Annotated in this window: 22 protein-coding genes; 19 read left to right on the top strand and 3 right to left on the bottom strand. The window is 64.8% G+C overall.

Annotated features, from left to right (window positions below):
- The 16 genes from AC2YJX_RS14955 to AC2YJX_RS14880 all read left to right on the top strand — a co-directional run bounded on the left by AC2YJX_RS14955 (nt 1) and on the right by AC2YJX_RS14880 (nt 13,284).
- Complete coding sequence (locus tag AC2YJX_RS14955) at nt 1–318, top strand: phage head closure protein (RefSeq protein WP_218299605.1); 318 nt, start codon at nt 1–3, stop codon at nt 316–318.
- Entirely contained in the window at nt 315–755 is a 441-nt protein-coding gene (locus AC2YJX_RS14950) for an HK97-gp10 family putative phage morphogenesis protein (RefSeq protein ID WP_487256466.1), read from the top strand. The genes AC2YJX_RS14955 and AC2YJX_RS14950 overlap by 4 nt, the downstream gene beginning before the upstream one ends.
- Nucleotides 752–1,108: a DUF3168 domain-containing protein gene (locus AC2YJX_RS14945; RefSeq protein WP_487256465.1), complete on the top strand. Its 357-nt coding sequence runs from the start codon at nt 752–754 to the stop codon at nt 1,106–1,108. Before AC2YJX_RS14950 ends, AC2YJX_RS14945 begins: the two co-directional genes overlap by 4 nt.
- Before the next feature lie 170 nt (nt 1,109–1,278).
- Nucleotides 1,279–1,941, top strand: a complete 663-nt coding sequence (locus tag AC2YJX_RS14940) for a phage tail tube protein (RefSeq protein WP_487256464.1) — start codon at nt 1,279–1,281, stop codon at nt 1,939–1,941.
- Nucleotides 1,942–2,061: 120 nt separating this feature from the next.
- On the top strand, nt 2,062–2,556 hold the full coding sequence (locus AC2YJX_RS14935; RefSeq protein WP_487256463.1) for a phage tail assembly chaperone: 495 nt from the start codon (nt 2,062–2,064) through the stop codon (nt 2,554–2,556).
- Complete coding sequence (locus tag AC2YJX_RS14930; protein WP_487256722.1) at nt 2,541–2,867, top strand: DUF1799 domain-containing protein; 327 nt, start codon at nt 2,541–2,543, stop codon at nt 2,865–2,867. The genes AC2YJX_RS14935 and AC2YJX_RS14930 overlap by 16 nt, the downstream gene beginning before the upstream one ends.
- 47 nt (nt 2,868–2,914) lie before the next feature.
- Nucleotides 2,915–7,387, top strand: coding sequence for a hypothetical protein (locus AC2YJX_RS14925; protein WP_487256462.1), 4,473 nt, complete (start codon nt 2,915–2,917; stop codon nt 7,385–7,387).
- A gap of 12 nt (nt 7,388–7,399) precedes the next feature.
- On the top strand, nt 7,400–8,305 hold the full coding sequence (locus AC2YJX_RS14920; RefSeq protein WP_487256461.1) for a carbohydrate-binding protein: 906 nt from the start codon (nt 7,400–7,402) through the stop codon (nt 8,303–8,305).
- Nucleotides 8,305–9,996: a glycoside hydrolase family 78 protein gene (locus tag AC2YJX_RS14915; RefSeq protein ID WP_487256460.1), complete on the top strand. Its 1,692-nt coding sequence runs from the start codon at nt 8,305–8,307 to the stop codon at nt 9,994–9,996. Before AC2YJX_RS14920 ends, AC2YJX_RS14915 begins: the two co-directional genes overlap by 1 nt.
- Before the next feature lie 8 nt (nt 9,997–10,004).
- A complete protein-coding gene (locus tag AC2YJX_RS14910) occupies nt 10,005–10,511 on the top strand; it encodes a hypothetical protein (RefSeq protein WP_487256459.1) in 507 nt (168 codons plus the stop codon).
- Nucleotides 10,508–10,999, top strand: coding sequence for a hypothetical protein (locus AC2YJX_RS14905; protein WP_487256458.1), 492 nt, complete (start codon nt 10,508–10,510; stop codon nt 10,997–10,999). Before AC2YJX_RS14910 ends, AC2YJX_RS14905 begins: the two co-directional genes overlap by 4 nt.
- On the top strand, nt 10,996–11,610 hold the full coding sequence (locus tag AC2YJX_RS14900; RefSeq protein WP_487256457.1) for an SGNH/GDSL hydrolase family protein: 615 nt from the start codon (nt 10,996–10,998) through the stop codon (nt 11,608–11,610). Before AC2YJX_RS14905 ends, AC2YJX_RS14900 begins: the two co-directional genes overlap by 4 nt.
- A 12-nt stretch (nt 11,611–11,622) precedes the next feature.
- Nucleotides 11,623–12,009, top strand: coding sequence for a hypothetical protein (locus tag AC2YJX_RS14895; protein ID WP_487256456.1), 387 nt, complete (start codon nt 11,623–11,625; stop codon nt 12,007–12,009).
- A complete protein-coding gene (locus tag AC2YJX_RS14890) occupies nt 12,006–12,290 on the top strand; it encodes a hypothetical protein (protein WP_487256455.1) in 285 nt (94 codons plus the stop codon). Before AC2YJX_RS14895 ends, AC2YJX_RS14890 begins: the two co-directional genes overlap by 4 nt.
- Nucleotides 12,287–12,745, top strand: coding sequence for a D-Ala-D-Ala carboxypeptidase family metallohydrolase (locus AC2YJX_RS14885; protein WP_487256454.1), 459 nt, complete (start codon nt 12,287–12,289; stop codon nt 12,743–12,745). Before AC2YJX_RS14890 ends, AC2YJX_RS14885 begins: the two co-directional genes overlap by 4 nt.
- Nucleotides 12,742–13,284: a hypothetical protein gene (locus AC2YJX_RS14880; protein ID WP_487256453.1), complete on the top strand. Its 543-nt coding sequence runs from the start codon at nt 12,742–12,744 to the stop codon at nt 13,282–13,284. Before AC2YJX_RS14885 ends, AC2YJX_RS14880 begins: the two co-directional genes overlap by 4 nt.
- Nucleotides 13,285–13,590: 306 nt before the next feature.
- Here the strand turns inward: AC2YJX_RS14880 and AC2YJX_RS14875 are convergent, their stop codons facing one another.
- Both AC2YJX_RS14875 and AC2YJX_RS14870 read right to left on the bottom strand, forming a co-directional pair.
- On the bottom strand, nt 13,591–14,073 hold the full coding sequence (locus AC2YJX_RS14875) for a hypothetical protein (protein WP_487256452.1): 483 nt from the start codon (nt 14,071–14,073) through the stop codon (nt 13,591–13,593).
- Entirely contained in the window at nt 14,070–14,474 is a 405-nt protein-coding gene (locus AC2YJX_RS14870; RefSeq protein ID WP_487256451.1) for a hypothetical protein, read from the bottom strand. The genes AC2YJX_RS14875 and AC2YJX_RS14870 overlap by 4 nt, the downstream gene beginning before the upstream one ends.
- 165 nt (nt 14,475–14,639) lie before the next feature.
- On the opposite strand from AC2YJX_RS14870, the gene AC2YJX_RS14865 reads away from it, so the two are divergent.
- The 3 genes from AC2YJX_RS14865 (at nt 14,640) to AC2YJX_RS14855 (ending at nt 16,674) form a co-directional block, all read left to right on the top strand.
- Nucleotides 14,640–14,921, top strand: a complete 282-nt coding sequence (locus tag AC2YJX_RS14865) for a hypothetical protein (protein WP_487256450.1) — start codon at nt 14,640–14,642, stop codon at nt 14,919–14,921.
- Between the two features lie 414 nt (nt 14,922–15,335).
- Nucleotides 15,336–15,974, top strand: coding sequence for a DUF6806 family protein (locus tag AC2YJX_RS14860; protein WP_055399525.1), 639 nt, complete (start codon nt 15,336–15,338; stop codon nt 15,972–15,974).
- A gap of 163 nt (nt 15,975–16,137) precedes the next feature.
- Nucleotides 16,138–16,674 carry a M48 metallopeptidase family protein gene (locus AC2YJX_RS14855; protein ID WP_055399527.1) on the top strand — a complete coding sequence of 179 codons (537 nt, stop codon included), beginning with the start codon at nt 16,138–16,140 and terminating at the stop codon, nt 16,672–16,674.
- Between the two features lie 84 nt (nt 16,675–16,758).
- Here AC2YJX_RS14855 and murI read toward each other — a convergent pair whose 3' ends face one another.
- Nucleotides 16,759–17,628, bottom strand: a complete 870-nt coding sequence (murI, locus tag AC2YJX_RS14850; protein ID WP_487256721.1) for a glutamate racemase — start codon at nt 17,626–17,628, stop codon at nt 16,759–16,761.
- Nucleotides 17,629–17,632 lie beyond the last annotated feature (4 nt).

Genomic DNA, 17,632 nt, shown 5'->3' with positions numbered 1-17,632 from the left:
ATGGACCCGGGCAAGCTCAAACACCTCTGCAGCCTGCAGGCCCCCAGCAGCGTGCAAGACGCCGCTGGCCAGCCCATCCCGGGCTGGGCAGAGGTCACCACGTTCTGGGCTGACATTCGGGGCGGGGCTGGGCTGGAGACGATCAAGGCCGGTGCCGTCACCTCGGTGCGGCAGGTCTCCATCCGCACGCGCTACCGCACGGACATTACCGGCGCCATGCGCGTGGTCAGCGGCGGGGTGGTCTACGCCATCCAGGCCGTGCTGCCTGACCTGGTGGGCAGGCAGCACACCGACCTGGTCTGTGAGGTGTTGGCATGAGCCGCGCCAGCATGTCTGCCAGCTACGACTTTTCCAAGCTGGATGCCAGCCTGGACAAGATCACCAAGGTGGCCGAAGAAAGCACGCGCCCGGCCGCGCAGGCGGGCATTCAGGTGTTCTACGACGAAGCCCGTGCGCGCTGCCCGGTGTCTGACCAGGCACACGGGCGCAAGGGCGGGCAGCAGTTTCAACCCGGCAATCTGCGGGACTCGATCTACCAGGCGTATGCAGACGACGAAAGCACGCCCGCCCGTTCGGTGTACCGCACCAGCTGGAACAAGGCAAAGGCGTTCTACGGCACGTTTGTGGAAAACGGCACCAGCAAGATGGCCGCCCAGCCCTTCCTGCGCCCTGCGTATGACGCCGTGCGCAACAAGGCCGCCCAGGCCGCCCGGCGCCGCATGCTGGCCGATGTGAAGAAAGCACTGAAGTCATGAGCGCTGAAACCATCCTCCCCGCCGCGCTGGGCGCCCTGGTGTCCGGCCGCGTGTACCCCGATGTGGCGCCCGAGGGCTCACCGCTGCCGCGCATCGTGTACCAGCAGGTGGGCGGCGTCAGCCCGGTGTATGCCGAAGGCGCCTTGCCCACCACGGAGAACGGCCGCTACCAGCTGGCCTGCTGGGCCGCCACCCGGCTGGAGGCCCTTGCCCTGGCCCAGCAGGTGGAGGAGATCCTGGTGGAGCACCCGGTGCTGCAGGCGGAGCCCATCGGCGCGCGCACAGCGGCGCACGAACCCGACAACGGCCTGCGCGGCTACCGGCAGGACTTCAGCATCTGGAGCCCGCGCTAACCGCAGCGCCACCGCTGTGCACACGTGTGCACAGCCACTGACCGACCACGGCCGCAAGGCCACCCCGTAAAGCCCTGCAGGCATCAGCCCGCAGGGCTTTTTTCTTGCCCGCGAGGGCGTTTCCATTGCCCACCTCGCGTGGGTTTTTTCACTTCTGAAAGGCCCCAACCATGGCTCGTACCCCTTCCGGCACCATCAGTGCCGTCGCCACCGAATTTGCTGCCAGCAAAGTCGTCACGGCCATCACCAATGCGGCTGAAGCCGTTGTCTCGTGTGTGGCCCACGGCTGCAACCCCAACGACATCGTCGTGATCCAGTCCGGCTGGGCGCGCATCAGCCGACGTGCCTTCCGCGTCAAGTCGGCGCCCACGGCGGACACCCTGGTGCTTGAACAGGCAGACACCACCAGCCTCACCCTGTACCCGGCAGGCGGCGGCGCGGGCAGCCTGGTCAAGGTCAACACCTGGGTGCAGCTCACCAGCACCCTCAACCCCACCAGCTCCGGTGGCGAGGCCAAAAAGGTCACCTACAAGTTCCAGGAGTCCGACCAGGAGTTCTCGATCAACGACGGATTCAGCGCCGTGGACCGTGGCTTCGACATGGACGCCGACGCGATCACCACGCCCGGCTACCTGGCCCTGCGCAAGCTGACCGAAGTGCAGATCGACACCGTGATGCGCAAGGTGGCCAAGAGCGGCGCCACCAGCTACCTGCCCTGCACCGTGAACCTGAACGAAGAAGAAATCGAGACCGACGGCCAGATCGTGGTCTGCAAGGTGGCCGTTTCCGGCAACGCCCGCAGCACGCGCTACGCCACCCCCGCCGTCGTCTGACCCCCGGGCTAACCGCCCACACCGAGCACCGACTCTGCCCCGTTCGCCCTTTCGCTGGGGGCGGCGGGGTGGGGCACGGGCTTTTTTCATCCACCCAGCGAGAGAAAGAACCTAACCACCATGTCTACCGACAACACCGCAAAAAGCAAGCCCGTCACCATGCTGACCAGCCTGCGCGACCAGGCCGCCAAGTTCCCCGTGCACCTGGACCTGCAGCGCCTGGATGGCGAGATGGTGCGCGTCACCATCACCTGCAAGGCCTACGGCAAGCGCGCCTGGAGCAGCATGCGCTGCAAGCATGTGGACGAAGTGCTGGCCGCAGAAAAGGCCATGGCCGAAGCCGAGAAGGCCAACCAGGTGCCCGGCGCTGATGCGCCAGATGGCAAGCCCTCAGCCCCCCGCCTGGAAGACCTGGTGGACCGTGGCATTGCACGCGACGCCGAGTTCTTCGCAGGCATCGTGGACTCGTGGACCCTTCCCGAACCCTGCGACGCCGAGGGCCTGGAGAATCTGGAAGACAACTTTGGCGGCGCGCTGAGCCAGCTGCTGGCGGCCTACGAACGCGCGGTGTACCACGGCCAGTTGGGAAACTCCGGGCCATCGCGCGCGCGCTGATCGAACCGCCGATCACAGAGGCCGAAGCCCGCGAGGCGGGCTTTGAGCTGGAGGACTACGACACGGCAACGCTCGATGTCTGGCCCGAAAACGAGCGCGCATGGCTCTTCTACTGCGGCATTGGTAGCCGCTGGGCCTATGGCCCATCTGGCAGGCCCCTGGGCTTTCGCTGGGAGGCCCTGTACCCCTTGCTGGACCGAGAGGCCCCAGACCCCGAGGACTGGGAAGACCTGCGCTACCAGCTTGAGGTGATGGAGGCCGCAGCCCTGGCGGCCTACACCGAGTTTTTTCCACCCCCCAAAAGACGCTAGTGCACACGTGTGCGCTGGCGTCTTTTTCTTTTTGACGCAGGCCCGCCGTGTCCAACGAAGACCTCAATCAGGAAATCAAGTTTGTCGCGGATGCCTCGGGCGTCAAGTCCGGCGTCAGCGAGATCAAGCGCGAGCTGGGCTCCATTGGTCCCGCCGCCGACAAGGCGGGCGAGGCGGGCGCTGCTGGCCTGAACAAGATTGGCGCCGGTGGCGAGAACGCCGCCCGCAAGCTGGACTCGGTGACCAAGAATATGGTTGCCAGCCTGCAGCGCCAAACTGCTGCACTTGAAGCTGGCGGCACCGCCACGCGGGAATACCAGGAGTCCATTGCCCGCATGCGCGGCGCCGACCTGGGCGCCCTCAAGCCCTACCTGGACCAGCTTGATGCTGCAAAGCGCAAGGCAAACGACGCAGCAGATGCCACGAAGTCCTTGGGCGCTGCCGCCACCCTGGCACGCGGCGCCATTGCATCGGCCCTGGCCGGGCTCACCGTGGGCTCGGTTGCGGGCTTTGTGCGCAGCGTGAACGATGGCGTGGACGCGCTCAACGACATCAAGGACGCCACTGGCTCCTCAATCGAGAACATCAGCGCGCTGGAAGACGTGGCCCTGCGCGCTGGCGCCAGCATGGACGTTGTCAGCTCGGCCATGATCAAGTTCAACCAGGTGCTGGCCGATGCCAAGCCTGGCAGTGCACAAGAGCTGGCCTTGAAAGCCATCGGCCTGAGCGCTGAAGAACTGCGCAGGCTCGACCCTGCCGAGGCTCTGCGCCAGACGGCAGTGGCCCTGTCGCAGTATGCCGACGACGGCAACAAGGCCCGCCTGGTACAGGAGCTTTTCGGCAAGTCCATCAAGGAAGCCGCGCCATTCCTGAACGACCTGGCCGAGAAGGGGCGGCTGGTGGCCACCGTGTCGGCCGAACAAGCGGCCGAGGCCGAGAAGTTCAACAAGCAGCTGGCCGAGATGTCGAAGAACGCCACCGACGTGGCGCGCAGCCTGGTCGGCCCCATGGTCACCTCCATCAATGAGGTGATCAAGAAGTTCAAGGAAGGGCGCGCCGCAGGCCAGGGCTTCATGGCCATTGGCTGGCAGAACTACAAAGACGGCGTCCGCGAATTCTGGACGGGCGAGAAGCCCAGCACAGGCGGCGCCACGGGCAGCTGGGGCGAGCCGGAGCAAACCGAGAAGCCCAGTGTGGGCAACCTGCCCGACCCGGCCGCCATGAAGGCCCAGGCCGACGCCGCCAGAAAGGCCTCGGAACAAGTCCGCAAGGAGCTGTCCGAACAGGCCAAGCTCATGGCCGAGCTGTCGGGCCTGACCGGCTCGTTTGCCGAAGACTGGGCACGGCTCACGGCCGTGTTCACCGACAAGACCGGTGTGGTGAATGTGGAGGCGCTCACCGCCGCCCAGGCAGAGCTGCTCAAAAAGCAGCCGTTCATGGCCGCCACAGCCAAGGCAGAGGCCGATGCGCGCAGGGCCCTGATTGCGGTGTACCAGGAACAGGTGGCGATTCAGGAAGAACTGAACGCCGCCTATGTGGCAGACAGCCGCGCCCGCGAGGCAGGGCGCGCTGCAGTCAGTGACTACGCACGCGGCATTCAGGAGTCCGCCGATGCGCTGGAGTTCGAGCTGTCGCTCATGGGGCAGACCGAAGAAGCCCGGCGCACCGCCATCGAGCACTACCGCATCGAGCTGGATCTGAAAAAGCAGATCGAGGCCATCGACCGCAACACCGGCTTTAACGAAGCCGAGCGTGAGGAAGAACGCGCCCGTGCCCGTGCTGCAGCCGCCACGGCCCGCCTGACGGCCAGCACCCGCGTGGCCATGGACGAAAGCCGCCGCATGGCGGAGTCCATCCAGGGCAGCCTGACCGATGCACTGATGCGCGGCTTTGAAAGCGGCAAGGACTTTGCAGCCAACTTCCGCGACACGCTCTTGAACATGTTCAAGACGCTGGTGCTGCGGCCGGTGATCAGCTTCATCGTCAACCCCATTGGCGCCGTCATTGGCGGTGTGATCAACAGTGGGCTGTCTGCGCTGGGCCTGGGCGGCAACCTGCTGGGCGGGGGCGGCAGCTCCATCTTGAGCGGGCTGGGTGCGCTGGGCAGTGTGGGCACGTCGGTGGCGGGGTGGATCGGCTCGGGCGTGGGCTCCATCTTTGGGGGCGCTGCGGGCAATGCGGCCATTGCGGCATCGTTGGGCCTGGGCACCGGCAGCGCCACGGCTGCGGCCACGGGTGCCGCCATTGCTGGGGGTGGCACAGGGGCGGGGGCTGGCCTGGGCGCCTTCCTCGGTGCGAATGCGATCCCCATCCTGGGCGGCGCGGTGGCGGCCATCACCTTGCTGGCCCGCGCCACCCGGGGCGAAACCCGCGTGGGCGGCCAGTTTGGCGTGGCCTTTGGTGGCGAGGTGGACAACAACCGGCGCGGCCAGACCTACACCTATGAGGGTCAGCAGTACGACCGAGACTTTAGTGGCGGTGCGCGCAACCCGCTGGTGGACGGCCAGGCCTACCGCCTGGAAGGCGACCCGGTCAAAGACGAAGGGTTGATCCGCCAGGCCGTGGCCGACACGGCCAAGGGCATCAACGACACCCTCAAGGCGCTGGGCAGCGTGGCCACCGTCACGGGGTTCTCTGCAGGGCTGGAGACCTCGGGCAAGGGCCGGGGCGGTGTGTTTGCCGGTGGCACCTTGTCCAACGGTGTGGCCTTCGGCGAAAGCGGGCAGGGCGACAACTACGCGGGCACGCTGTACGAGCTGACCAGCACCAACAGCCCTGACTACCAGACCGCACTGGCCAACTTCACGTTGGACCTCAAGCAGTCCACCATCCAGGCGCTGCAAGCAGCAACCGACATTCCCGAAAGCGTCAAGAAGATGCTGGAGGATGTGGACGCCGAATCGCTGTCCGACGAAGCGGCCACCGCGCTGCTGACGGCCATCAATGCGCAGATCGCAGGGGTTACGGCATTTCGGGATGCGCTGGGCAACATGGGCCTGGAAGACCTAGCGGGCATTGCCTACGACGTGGCCGTGGCTGTGGCAGAGGCCTCGGGCGGGTTTGAGGCGCTGGGCTCCAACATGACCAGCTTCTGGCAGAACTACTTCACGCCGGAGGAGCGCGAGGCCGCCATGCGCGACCGCGTGACCGAGGCGCTTGCCGAGGTGGGGCTGGAGATGCCCGCAACCCGCGAGGAGTTCCGGGCCCTGGTGCTGCAGCTGCTGGCCATGGGCGAGGAGGGCGCTGAAGCGGCCGCCGTGCTGCTGAGCGTGAACGACGAATTCGCAGCGCTCACCGAAGGCGCAGCCTCTGCCGCTGAAGCCCTGGGCATCACGGCGGGCGGGCTGGCCGGGATCATGAGCGATGCGGTGCGCAACTCATCCAGCCGGGGCGAAGCCGAAGAAAAGGCCAGCCAGGGCTTTGAAGAGGCGTTCTACGGCGGCGTGCTGGACACCATGACCTCGGCCCTGTCAGAAGGGCTCATGTCTGCCGTGCTGGGCCCGCTGCTCAATGGCCTGGTGGGTGGCGCAATCGCTTCGGGTACGGCCCTGGCTGTGGGCGGTGCTGCCGGTGGTGGCGCTGTCGCTGCAGGTGGTGCCGTGGGCGGCGGTGCTGTGGCAGCAGGCGGTGCGCAGGCTGGTGGGGCGGTGGCTGCGGGTGGTGTGCAAGCTGGTGCGGCCATGGCGGCTGGTGGCGAGGCCGCTGGCGGCCGGGTTACCGACTTCATCACCTCCGCGCGCGAGTACATCAATCAGTTCGTGTCGGTGATACGTGATCCTGCTGTTCAGGGTGCCATCGGGGAGTTTGCCGGGATCTTCGGGAACATCACGGGCGACTTGTACGAAGGCATGAACACCTTCTTTATCAACAGCAAGTCAATGCCTGCGGTGGGCGGCAGCCTGTCCAGCGCCATGGGTGGCGTGGCTGATGCCATGAAGGATCTGACCGACTCGCTGATTGACGAAGTGCGCCGCCTGCGTGGGCTGATGCAAGAGGATTCGCCCATGCTGCAGGACGTGCTGATGTCCCAGTTTGCCACCGCCACGGCCCAGGCCCGCGCGGGGGACAAGGATGCCCTGGCCAAGCTGCCGCAGCTGTCGCAAGCCATTGAGGCTGCCGCGCAGATCTCGGCCACCAGTGCCGTGGAGCTGGCCCGCCTGCGCGGCTGGCTGGCGGGCAGCCTGGAGGAGACGCTCAAGGCACGCGGCGTGACGGTGCCCAAGCTGGCCGTGGGCACCAACTACGTGCCGCAGGACATGCTGGCCTACATCCACAAGGGTGAGGCCGTGGTGCCCGAGCGCTACAACCCCGCCGCCGGTATGCAAGTGCCCATGCTGCAGGTCATGCAAGGGCCCCACCAGGGCCACGAGCAAAGCCTGCTGGATGAGGTGCGCAGCCTGCGCAGCGAGGTGGTGCAACTGCGCGAGCAACTGGACGACGCGGCGCTGGATGCCCAGCGCCTGCGCCTGCGCCATGTGCTCGCCACCGAGCGGGTCGAACAGCTGACAGCGATGAAATAGCAAGGGAGAGATATGGCTGATGGCATCTTGATCATGAAGCCCATGGAGGTGACCGAAACGCACCTGGTTTCGTCCACCGTGCCAGAGGCGGATGAGGCGGTCTACAACCCGGCCACGCCCTACGCGCTGAAGGCGCTGGTGATGTGGCAACACTCGGTGTACGAAAACACCCTGGCCGACAACACGGGCCACCAGCCAGACCTGAACCCAGACAAATGGGTGCGCGTGCGGGCCACCAACCGGTGGCGGCTGTTCGATGGCTCCAACAGCAGCCGCACGCAGCAGGCCAACAGCATCAGCTACGTGTTTGCGCCGGGCATCGCGGTGCGCATGGTGGCCGCGCTGAACGTGGTGTCGTGCTCGGGCGTGCGGGTGCGGTTGATCGACCCTGTGCGCGGCACCGTGTACGACGTGACCAAGTCCCCAGGCCGCCGCCCCATTCGCTCAGACCCGTGGGAGTGGTGTTTTGGCGTGTGGTCCCAAGGCCTGGGGCTGTCGCTGTTTGAGAACCTGCCCGCCTACCCGCTGGCGCAGCTGCATGTGGACTTCACCGGCGGGGCAAGCCTGGCGGTGGGCTTGCTGATGTACGGCCAGCCGCGCCGCTTTGGGCTGGGCGTACTGCGCGGCGGCAAGGTGGGGCGCCGCATCTACAGCCGCCGCGAGTTCAACGACTTTGGCGACGTGGAGCTGGTCAAGCGCCCATCGGCCAAAGAAAGCTCGCAGGAGGTGCTGATCCTCAACACCGAGCTGGACGGGGTGCTGGAGTACCTCGATTCGATTGATGCGTCCATCTGCCTCTTTGTGGCCGGGCGCTCCCACTCGGCGAACGTTGTGTATGGCGTGTTTACCAGCGCCGGGGTGCTGCAGTCGCACCGCGACCACTCACTGCTGCAAATTGAAATGCTAGGAGCAACCTGATGTCTTTCCCGAACCTTACCCCCTGGCCAGCGGCGGTCACGCCCGACGACGAACCCGACGTTTTCAGCGCCAAGATGTATGCCCGCATTGCGGCCGAAGCACAGAACGTGACCGAGCTGAACGCTGCCGGGGCCTACATCGACGCCCAGGTGCTGTTGGTGGACTTGGATCGCATTGCCGCCCAGGATGCCGTGGGCGATGCCGAGCAGCAGGTGGCCCTTGCAACCGAGCAGGCAGAGATTGCAGGCTTCACGGCCCACTACGTTGGGCAGTGGGCCGACCTGGTCGGAGCCCTGAACAAGCCAGCGACCGTCAAGCACGGCGGCTTGTTCTGGCTGCTGGTCAACAACCTGGCCAACGTCACCACGTCAGAGCCTGGCATGACCAACGACTGGACGCGCATCCCGGGCGTCACCGAGGTGGCCACCCCCATCAACGCCACGCCCGCGCAAGGCGCCGTCAACGTGGGCGCCACCAGCGCCATCATGCTGGTGGCCAATGCCTTCGGCACCATCTACACGGCAGACACGCACACCGCCAGCCAGTGGCAGGTGCACACAGCCAACGCGTTTGCGTTCCCCCTGTACGACAGCGGCGAAGTAGCGGCCGGCACATCGCACACCCTGGCCCTTGGGGTCTTGGCTGTCAGTACCTCGTATTTCTGGCGCGTGCGCTACAAGAGCAGCCGGGGCACGTGGTCCGCTTGGTCGCGGTCCACCAGCTTCACCACTGCGGCCGCGTTCAACAGCTACGTGCCTGCGCCTGTTGCCACGCCAGCCATCGGTGGCGCGCTGGAGGGTGGGTTCTACGGCGGCATGGTGTGGCAGCAGATTGCCACCAGCACCACGTTTGTGACGCTCGCTACGGGACCGCTCACACTCTCGATTTCAGTGAACATGCACACGACGCCTCTCGTGTACGCAGGGCAGGTTGTTGAGGTGCGCAGCCTCGTTGATCCGACCTATAAGTTTGTAGGCACGGTCACTGGTGCGACTGGAACCACGCTCAACATCAACGTTACCAGCATCGGGATGTCCGGCGCGGGTGGCAATTGGTCCATCAACGTCCGCTATCGCGTGATCAAGGCGCCCAAGGCGTCCGGCGAAACCAACAACCTGGCCTGGAAGAATGCCAACACACTGGCGCCCAGCAGCTCGGGCACGCTGGTTGAAGGCTGGAAGTCCACCACCGGCCTGGTGGCCGCAGGCGACTCCAGCGTGTACCCCATGGCGCACTGGTGCCGAAACCGCAACATCGGCGGCTATACCGATTGGTACATGCCATCTCGCGATGAGATGGAAGTGCTGATCCGCAACCTGAAGCCGGGCACTGTATCCAACAGCACAGCCAACCGGCCCACGGGCTCGGTGCACAACTACCAGAACCAGGGCGCCTACCCTGACCTGACCAACGCCAATGGTGCAAACCGCAACTCAGATCCCAATGGCGCTGTGTACACCACCACCGTGCCTGGCCAGACCACCCCGGTTGCGTTCCGCACTGGTGGGGCCGAGGCCCTGGTGGCGGTTGTGACTGCGGGCTCTGGCTACTGGACATCCACTGAGCACGCGGCTACCACGGCCATCTTCATCGAGACCAACGATTCCAACTTCGGCTTGCCGACAGCGAAAACGAAGAACTTGGCGGGGTCAGATAACTACGTCATCGCCGTGCGCCGAAGCATGATTTGAGAGGCCGTATGCAGTACATCAAATACACCTACGTGGACGCCTTGACGGGCGTGCCCGTGACGGTTGCTCCCGCCGCCAATGGCCCCGCCATGCCAGCCGTGGAGGGTCTGGAATATGCGTGGGCGCGCGAGAGTGCATACCCCACAGAACAGCCCGAGTTCTTCGGGACATGCCCCGACGAATCGGCAACCGATGTGCCTGGCGTGCTGGCCGTGCTGGCCCAGGCAGAGTGGGAGGCGCTGCAGGCCGACGAAATGCTGGCACGCAACCCGGTGCCCGCATCGGTCACCATGCGCCAGGCGCGGCTTGCGCTGCTGGCGGTGGACAAGCTGGACGATGTGGCGCCTACCATCGCCGCCATTGCAGACAGCACGCAGCGGCGCAAAGCACAGATCGAGTGGGAGTTCTCGAACGAAGTGCAGCGCCACCACGGCTTTGTGACCGTGCTTGCACCTGCGCTCGGCCTCACGGATGCGGCGATTGACGACCTGTTCCGCCTGGCGGTGACGCTGTGAAGGCCGCGTTCTACAAAGGCCGCAAGCGCCTGTTCAACCGGATCACTGCCTGGTGGCTGCGCGGGGCGTACAGCCATTGCGAGCTGGTGCTGGGCACCGATGCCAATGGCCTGGCCATCTGCGCCAGCAGCTCTTACATGGACGGGGGCGTGCGCGTGAAGCACATGGCCCTGGTGCCCGCGCACTGGGATGTGATCGAGCTGCAGGGCAACCCCGACGACGCCTGGCTGTGGTTGCAGCAGCACCACGGCCAGCCGTATGACCTGCTGGGCCTGGCTGGCTTTGTGGCCCGCCGCCTGGGGCACAGCAAGGCCCGGTGGCTCTGCAGCGAGGCCGTGGCCGCGATGCTGGGCATGCCTGATGCCTGGCGCTTTGACCCCTGCAGCCTGTGGGCGGCGCTCACCCGGCCGCCGCCTGGCGACACCACCACACCCAACCAACCCGCTCCGGCGGGTTTTTTTATGCCCGCGCGAAGGGGAGACGAATGAAACGCAGCTTGGTTGTATTGGCCGCAGTGGCGGCCCTCATCTCGTGCGGCGGTGGCGGTGGTGGTGCCGACGCACCCGCCCCGCAGGCCCTGGGCGTGGAGCTGTACAGCGACAGCATCGGCGCGGGCTATGGCGTGCGGGTGCCGCCTGCAGCCCGCATGCAGCAGCTGCGCCCTGCCTGGCAGGTGGTGGACCACTCGGTCAACGGCCTGCAGCTCACGGCGCTGATGCAGGGCTTTGCAGGCCTGCACCGCACCGGCCGCTACGTGCCCCTGGCCCTGGGCCTGAACGACGCCTACCTGGGCGCGCAGGGCTATGAGCAAAGCCTGCGCACCGCCATCGAGCAGCTGCAGCGTGAGGGCAGGGTGCCCGTGCTGACCGGCGTGGTGGGCGTGCCCAGGCCGCCCGCCCTGGCCGCCCAGCACAACGCTATCACCCACGCCCTGGCGCGGGAGTACGGCCTGCAGCACGCGGGCTGGGGCGAAGACTACCGGGGCGAGGTGGACGTGATCGCCGATGGCATCCACCGCACGCAAGAGGCCAGCGACCGCCTGGCGGCGTTGCTGGTGGCGGCCATCGAGCGGGCTGCGCAAGAAGAACAACAACGATGAACGAGGGAAACCATGCCTGAACCCACTTCCACCTCTGCTGGCATCAGCCTGGCGGCTATTTTTGTCACGCTGCTGGGTCCGATGGCGGGGCCTTATGTGCTGATCGTGTTTGCGGCTCTGGCCGGGGCGCTCTGGCCGCTGAGCGCATCGGAGACGACCACGCGCAAAGCGGGGGGCTGGCTGGTGCTGCGCTGCACGCTCACGGCCGTGGCGCTCACCAGCGTGCTGGCCGCGCTGCTGCAGACGCACTGGTCCATCCCGGCCACCGAGGCGCTGGCGCCCGTGGCGTTTTTCATCGGTGCACTGGGCAACGGCTGGCGCCCGGTTTTCGATGCCATTGGCACCGCCCTGGCGGCGGTAGCCGGGGGCATCAGCAACATGCGAGGGCCCAAGCAATGACACCACTCCTGATCGCGCACGAGGCAGTGTGCGCCCTGCTGTTCTTCAGCGTGTTCTGCCGCATGCGCCTGACCACGCAGCGCACGCGTGCCGCCATTCGGCTGGCGTTCTGGCTTCTGGGCACCGTAGCTGCGCTTGGCATGGCATGGCCCCTGGTGGGCTGGCCGCTGCCATGGTTTGGCGTGCTGTTGGCCCTGGCCATCGTGCAGGTGCAGTGGGTCACATCCCACTACTGGCGCGGCGGCGTTCCCCACAGTTTCACCACCGAAGGCAACCCATGAAGCTCACCCCTCACTTCACACTGGCCGAACTGACGGCCAGCGCCAAAGCCCGCGCCCTGGGCCTGGACAACACGCCCCCGCCCGAGATCGTGCCGCGCCTGGTGCTGACGGCCGAGATGCTGGAACGCATCCGCAGCACGTTGAACGCGCCCATCACCGTGACCAGCGGCTACCGTAACCGCCAGGTCAACGCGGCCGTGGGCGGCGTCACAAGCAGTGACCACACCCAAGGCCATGCGGCCGACATTCAGGCGCCGAGCTACGGAACCCCGACGCAGATTGCGCGCTGCCTGGCCCCGCTGGTGTCGGTGCTGGGCATCGGCCAGCTGGCCCTGGAAGGTAAGAAGGGCAAGCAATGGGTGCACGTCAGCACCCGCATTCCCGACAAGCCCGCGAACCGCGTGATCACGATCACCGACCAGGGCACCATGCTGGGCATTCAGGAGTTGCCATGATTCCCGGCCTCTGGACCTACGTGGGCACCGGCCTGGTGGCCGCAGCGCTGGCTGCAGGCGGCACCTGGCGCGTGCAGGAATGGCGCTGGGGCGAAAAGGAAGCCGAACGCCTCAAGGCCGAACGCGTGGCCGATGAGGCCCGCCAGTCTGACGCCAAACAACAGCGCCAGTTCAACGACACCGCCAGCGGCCGCCACGCGGCCACGGTGGCCACCCTTTCCAACAAACTGGGAGACGCCCGTGCGCAAATCGCTACCCTGTCTGCTGATCGCCAGTGCCTTGACGCTCGCACTGTCGGCATGCTCAACAACCTCGGCGCCGCAAGTTCGCTCGGGCTACGAACCCCTGCCAGCCAACCTGCGGGCGCGGCCGCAGCCGTTGCCGCCCCTGAAACTGACCGTACCCCTACCACCGGCTACGCCAGTGAGCGTGATACCGCAGAGTGGATAGCCATCTGCAAAACACAGCACGATGCGCTGGCCAGCCAAGTCAACCAGATCCTGGACATCGAAGAGCGGCGCCAGCAGGGGGCGCAGTGATGGCCGCCGTGCACACGCATGCACACCAGGGCGCCCGGCCTGGTCTTGGCCGCAAGGCCGTCAAACAATTCAATGAGCGCCTGCGGCGAGACCAGCGCGAGCTGGAGCGGGAGCTGCGGGAGCGGGCGGGGCGGGGGTGCTATCCGGTGCGGGAGGATGCAGCGCTGCCTAGGATAGATTGAAGGCGCAAAAAAGCCCTCGAATCTCTTCGAGGGCTTAGGTGGCAAAGTGGATTACTTCGACTTTGCCTTGTTTGCTGCCTGGGTCAATGTGGAACCTGCGACAGCCTTTTGAGCAGGGGTGCTCTTAGGGTCGCGCAAGATTTTTCCAGCGATAGATGCCACTCTGGGGGAGGTCTGCTCGTTGGTTTTTTTCTGATTTGCCATGATTGATTTCCTTGCCCAATGGGCGTGAGTTACAAAAAACCAAACTGAACCAAATCAAATCATGGCAAGATCGCAGCCGCGAGGAATTGATCTTTCCTGATCTGCCTTTCCCGGTTTGGAGACGAGTCGGGCGAATGAGCCACGGTTGCAGCCGTGGCTTTTTCGTTTGGTCTGCGCGGACTATATATGGTGTGTCTAGTGCGTTCAAGACGCTACCGGTAGTGTCCCGCCTGAATCTGTACGGAATAAAGAAAGTCTTTGTTTCAGCGAGGCTGCAACTCAACAACAGATCTTCCCATTGCCTCGGTCGAATGGACTCCAGCGGCAGAACCAGCTCGGCATGCATGCCGCCGTACCAGGTCGGCGTGCGTAGCAGTGTGGGGTAGGGGATCGGGTTGCTCATGGCGCAGGTTCCACCGACACAGGGCCCCGCCCCTGGTACACCACCCGGTGCGGGCTGCTTGCTGTGGATGTCACTGTCCACACGTCCCCCTGGGCGCTTACGTGGTACAGCACGGCAGCCAGGGGCAAGGGCACAAAGTCGGCCTCTTGCGGCAAGGTCTTGGGGCGATGCAGTCGGGATAGGCGCACCGGATCGCTGGCGAGACTCCGGGCCATCAGGTTGAGATTGGCCTGGTCGATCTCACAGGGCTGATCCATCACGGCCACCTCTTCCCGCGTGCCGTCCAGGCGCACAGCCTCGGGGTTCTCCTTGCGGGCTTGCTCCTCAGTCATCTTCACCCTGGACACCGCTGTGCGCCCGCCCCACTTGTACCGCCACGAGTAGCGGACTTCGATTTTCATGGTAAATTCCCCAAATCACTGGATAAGAATACAGTGTTTGCGCCTCAAATGCACGGGGCATTAGATTTTTCTTCGGGTGGGGATTCGGCTCTGGAGGGCCGGTTGTCATTCGAGTTTTGACGAAAGGAGGGGAGATGCAACAGGCCAACTTTTCATTAGTTCTCCATGGACCACCCCTCTTGCAACACTGACATCAACGAAAAAATCGTTTCTCTGGCGGGCGTAGCGTCTTGCCTTCTTGACGAAACAATAAACCGCGAGCGAGAAAAAAATGGGTCTTGTGACCCACGCCTACTCGCTTCACTTTCACTTGTGCGCGATATTGGCGCGCTCGGTGATGAGTGGCTGCGTATGCAAGGTGCGCGAAGAGCGCGCGACGGATTCCGCGACTGGCTCCTGGGCTGGGACGCTGAATACTTTCCGGCGCAAGGTTCGCCGGAGCCATGAGTCGACGGCGGCTAGACGACTAGCCTGTCGTAGACGACGGGCGCGTGCGAAAATGGGGGTATCGTGGCGCTGCAAGGTAGCGCTTTAAGAAAAAGGTCCCCCCAATTTCCCCCCGGAATCGGCGCCAAAGCCAATAGGCATGCGGCAATCCGACCCCGGCTCGGGGCACCACGAAGAGCCTGTTCAATGTCCTTTTGGAGATCGCATTGGAGTGCAATCGGGAAGAGTGGATGCGCTGGCTGCGCAGTATGGGCTCATGCCCATGCAAGCAGCCGGGGCGTCCAGTCGCCCGATTTCACTCCAACCCTTTGGGCAAGTGCCTTGCCGGGCGGTATGCGCCGCGCCTAGCAGCCCATCCCGGTAAGGTACTTGTGCGACTCCAAAAAGACATTGAACAGGCTCTAGGATTCAATCATGTCAAGTTACAACGCTCCCTTCGAAATCCACGTCCACGGACAAGTCCAGCTGCGCGCTGATGTGAGCTTTGACCAACTCCAGGAGGCGCTCAAACCCTTGTGGAAGTACGCCGGAGCCCGCTCGCTGGCTGATGGCGCAGCCAGCGCCTACGAAGAAGAGCCCGGCATCAAATACGACGCGCAGGAACACTTGCTGCAGATGTGCTGGACGGTGCGGGGGGATGAAGACTTTCGCCAAGTTCTGGACGAAATGTGCATGAGCCTCAATGAGCTTGCCGAGCAAGGTGCTGCCATCGAAGTCACGTTCTACGACGCAGATTTCGACGAGGACGAGGAAGAGCAGGGTGCGGAGTCGCGCGACGATTTCGTCATGCTGTTTGTCGGCCCCACGCCCGCCGCCATCATGCAGGTGCAGCGTGATTTGCTGGTGCAGGACGTTGTCAACATGATGGAGCGCCACTTTGATGGTGCCGAACTGGGCGGCGTGGTGGCCGAGATCGACAAACTGTTCAGCCAGCGCTTTGATGCACTGGTGAACTCGCTGGAGATCGGAAAACCGCCGCGTGGCCCTGGTGGGGGCGGCTCCGGCAGTGGTCATGGTGGCGGTGGTGGTCGCCGTCCGCGCCACCTGCACTGATTCTTTCATTCAACCTCACACTGGTGTCCCCGTGTGGGGTTGCCTTGCATGTGCTGGTGGCAAAAGTTGATCGGCAGGCTGTGGCAATGACTTGTGCCCGTGTGCGTTGTATTCAATGCGGTCCTGCGCAGTTCTGTGATCTCTTCGAACTGTCGTGCTCTCCATGACCTCTGATCTACCGTATCTGCGTTCCTATCCGGTGTCTTTGCAGGACCAGGCGCGTGATCTGCTTGCGCAGGGGCGGCTGGGGGGCATGTTGCAGCGCAAGTATCCCCAGGCCCATGCGGTGCGCAGCGACAAGGCGCTGTATGACTACGCGCAGGAACTCAAGGCGCGGTACCTGCGCAATGCGGGCACGGTCAACAAGGTCCTTTTTGACAACAAGATCCACGTGGTGCGCCATGCCTTGGGGTTGCACACGGCGGTCTCGCGCGTGCAGGGCAACCGGCTGGCGGCCAAGCATGAGATCCGCATTGCGTCGATGTTCAAACAGGCACCCGACGAGTTTCTGCGCATGATTGTGGTCCACGAGCTGGCCCACCTGCGTGAGAAGGACCACGGCAAGGCTTTTTACCAACTGTGTACCCACATGGAGCCGCAGTACCACCAATACGAGTTCGACCTGCGCCTGTACCTCACCCATGTGGAGCATGCGGGTGAGCGGCTGTGGAGCGCTGCTGCAGAAACTAGTTCTGGGTAGAAGAAAAGTTGAACGCCACTTTGTTGATGGCACTTTGCAATTTGCGCTTGCTGGCAAAGCGCCAGGCCCTAACACAGCGGTTGGTCAAGGCACAGACACCGTTTCACAGCAGTCTGCTGGCAAACCCAGCCAGCGCTCTGCAGCCGCCTGAAGCATGGCCACCGGCCCGGTGGTCAACAGGCGGGTGCGTGGTGCATCCGTGGCCACGGCACCATCGGGCGCGGCCTTTAGCCCCGCAGTCTCCAGCAAGCGCCGCGTCTGGCGGGCGACGGGCTCACCCGTCTCGATGAACTGCACGCCCGGCCCGACCAGTGCGCGCAGCTCGTGCGCCACAAAGATGTAGTGCGTGCAGCCCAGAACCAGCGTGTCCATCTGCCCCGGGGCGGTGCCAAAACTGCCCATGGCTTGGACATAACGCGCGCACAGCGCCCCGGTCTCCGTGGCATGGACGGGGCTGCCTTGGTCGGCCACTGGCAGCGCCACGCTGCGCTCGATGGCATGGGCCAGGCCGTCACAGGGTTGCACCACAAAATGCGCCTGATCAGCCAGCGAGGCCAAGAGCTTGCCGAACTTCGCACTGGTCAGCGTGCCCCGGGTGCCGATCACGCCCACGTGGCCTGTCTTTGTCACCGCGAGGGCGGGCTTGATGGCGGGCTCCAGGCCCACAAGGGGTAATTCTGGGTGGCTGCTGCGCACTTCGTGGATGGCCGCTGCTGTGGCGGTATTGCAGGCTACCACCAGCGCCTTGATGTGGTGCTGCTCGCGCAGGTACTCGGTGATGGCGTGGGTGCGGGCGGCCACAAAGGCATCGCCGCGCTCGCCATAGGGGGCGTTGGCGCTGTCTGCCAGGTACACGAAACGTTCGTGGGGCATGGCGGCCAGCAGGGCGCGCAGTACGCTCAGCCCACCGACGCCACTGTCAAAAACACCGATGGGAGAAGAGGCCTGCGGCATCGAG

Source organism: Acidovorax sp. SRI_002 (assembly GCF_057586455.1).
This window is presented reverse-complemented; position numbering and strand designations above follow the sequence as displayed.